Annotated in this window: 1 protein-coding gene and 1 pseudogene; both read right to left on the bottom strand. The window is 36.9% G+C overall.

All coding sequences use genetic code 11. The features are described from left to right. Positions 1-51 precede the first annotated feature (51 nt). Positions 52-1,434, bottom strand: a complete 1,383-nt coding sequence (locus AAC147_RS12690; RefSeq protein WP_081989017.1) for a 3-phosphoshikimate 1-carboxyvinyltransferase — start codon at positions 1,432-1,434, stop codon at positions 52-54. Positions 1,435-2,173: 739 nt separating this feature from the next. Continuing rightward, positions 2,174-2,703: pseudogene (locus tag AAC147_RS12685) on the bottom strand (helicase RepA family protein); the annotation flags it as partial.

Genomic DNA, 2,703 nt, shown 5'->3' with positions numbered 1-2,703 from the left:
ATTTAAAGGAATATCAACTCATTTACTTCGTTTATAACGGTGTTGCACTTATTATGTGAATGCAAGAACAATGGACATCTTCATAACCATCAATGTAACTAAATGCCTTTTCATAATAGTGAGAGTCTTGACATGTGGTTCTATCTTTTCCCGTGCAGTGTGAGGAAAAATGAATACTCCTATCATTTTGAAAAGGCATTTAGTCTGTTGACAACGTAATGATGCTACAAATAAAGACATAAAAATACGATGATCCCCCCAACTAGAAAGTCTACAATTTCCAGAATAGGATGATGCGCCATGAATTTCGAAACCGTCATAAACATCATTTATAATCAAGGGTTGAATGTTAACACCCAATTTTAGTAACTCATTTACCATTGCTTTTATTCTTGGTGATTTATGAAGACGGGTTATAGATCCCCCGGTAACTCTGAAACAGCCATTGACATAAATTCCTATTGAAGCTAGCGTAGGTACAATATTAGGGCAATTACTGACATTAAATTCATAGTTTCCAGTTAGTAGGCCTTTTCTATTAATCAACCTAATTTCGTTTTTTTGATCATTTCTTATGACTTCTACTCCCATTTCTTCAACAAATGCTAGAATAGCCTGCTCACCTTGCAAGCTCTTACTGTTGATATTTTTAAGTATCAGGTCACATGGAAATAAAGTTGCCACCGCAACCAGGTAAGAACACGAAGTGTAATCGCCTGTTATTGTAAATTCAGCAGGACTATATTCGCCAGGGAATACCGTAATTTTGGAGAAATCTTCATTATGCTTAAATTTAATACCAGCTATTTCAAGAACTTCTAATGTCTGTCGAATATAGGATAATGATAGGATCTCCCCTTTGATTTTTACAGTGGTACTTTTTTTAGCAAGGGGGGCTGCGAAAAGGATTGCTGTAATAAATTGGGAACTAATGTTTCCTTCGATTTCGCATTCACCACCAATATATCCTCCCCAATTGATGAAAGGTGCTTTTCCGTTCATATGAACACTGGTAATGTTTCCACCCAATTCAATAAGTAAATTCAGTAAAGGCTCCATTACACGAGTTCTGAGAGTAGCATCACCCGATATCACAGCGGGAGTATCACTGTGGCAAGTAAGGGCGGTTATTACACGGAAGACTAGTCCCGAACCGAAAGCATCAATGACATTTTTTTCAGGGCTAATTTTACCACCAGTACCATAAATAATTAATCTTCGCGGCTCCTCAATAATTCTGGCTCCAATACTGCGACATGCTTCCTTCATTGTACTGGTTTCCAGACAACGTAAGTCATTATTAATAATTGATTTACCATCAGCCAAGCTGGCAGCCAGAATAGCTCGTTGAGTTTCTGGTTTCGATGAGGGTATATAAGCGGAATGAAGAATATAATTAGATGGATTAACAGCCAGGTATTTTAATGGCAACATAACTTTACTTTTCCTTTCATAATAATATTGCAAATAAATGAAATATCCAGATTTTTTGTAACCAATTGTTTATAAAATAAAATATGAAATGCATTCTTATGTAATTTAATAATAATTTTATTAAAATTTAATCTGTTTTTAATTCCGTAAGATAGAGTTAAAATATGATCTACTTATTTTTATTTATCATGTAAATCTGAATTATTCTACTTTTCAGATATTAAACAGATTGTATACATTTTCAAAATTTAATTAATTTAAATTTACTTGATATATTTATCAGTTTATAATCAAAAATTATAAAAAATAAAAATGTAAAACATTACTTACATAATTCACGTAATAACTATAATTTCAAAAATACTTGTATTTATATAATAAATTCATTCATGAAAGTATCTGAGTAGTCATCTTGATGCTAATTATCTTGGCCTATGTAGGATGACACTGACGCGCTGCGCTTGTCTTCTCCGTGCCACCGGGCTAATACATTAACCCGGCAGCACGGAGAGCTGAAAAAAACCTGCCAGAAAAAATAGCTCCTCACCTGCGCCTCACTTTTCTCCTCACTTTTTATTTTCCTCACTGCAAAAACAGGTGAGGAATTGATATTTTTTTATCCTTAAAAATCAATGTTTTTTGTGCTCCTCACTTTTTCCGTATAGAGGCGAAAAAAGTGAGGAATACGGTGAGCAGTAAAATCCCTCTCCTCACCGTTCCTCACTTTCTGACTCACTTTTTAATCTTCATTATTCCGGTTAATAATCGTGAGTTCCTGCCCGTGGCGGGTAATCAAGCCGTCCTGCTCTAACTTGGTTAACCAGCGGCTGAAATTCTTCACGTTCACGCCCATCGATTTTAAATCATCACGGATAAGGGCAATGCTGCAAGGTTCTTTCAAAGCAGTGCGCGACCGAATACATTGCCACAATGCCGTATGGTTATCGGTCTTATTGGAGACATGCCCGATGTCTTCCTCCTCAACCGGATCACGTGGCTTGTCAACCAAGACCAGTGAGGTAATATCTTCACCGTCTTTATCGGTAAAAAGTTCAACTACACACATGTCATAGGCTTTGGTTTCCAGCTCTTCGGCATCTTTCATTTTGGTGCAGGTCATAACCAGTGCACCGCCTTTTTTCCCTTCCCGGCTGATCCGGTATTCAACATCCAGCGCCGCACGAAAAGCACTGGAACCCCTTGCACCTTTGCTTTCATCTTTGCCGGAATGGTGAACCACGAGAATACTGGTCATGCTTCCAATAGTTA

Source organism: Xenorhabdus sp. NBAII XenSa04 (genome assembly GCF_963866145.1).
GTDB lineage: Bacteria > Pseudomonadota > Gammaproteobacteria > Enterobacterales > Enterobacteriaceae > Xenorhabdus > Xenorhabdus indica.
The sequence above is the reverse complement of the archived record's forward strand: the minus strand, read 5'-3'. Positions and strand labels throughout refer to the sequence as shown.

Bases quoted from the DNA above. Each gene is read 5' to 3' on its own strand.
- AAC147_RS12690 (WP_081989017.1), bottom strand. From the start codon at position 1,434: ATGTTGCCATTAAAATACCTGGCTGTTAATCCATCTAATTATATTCTT.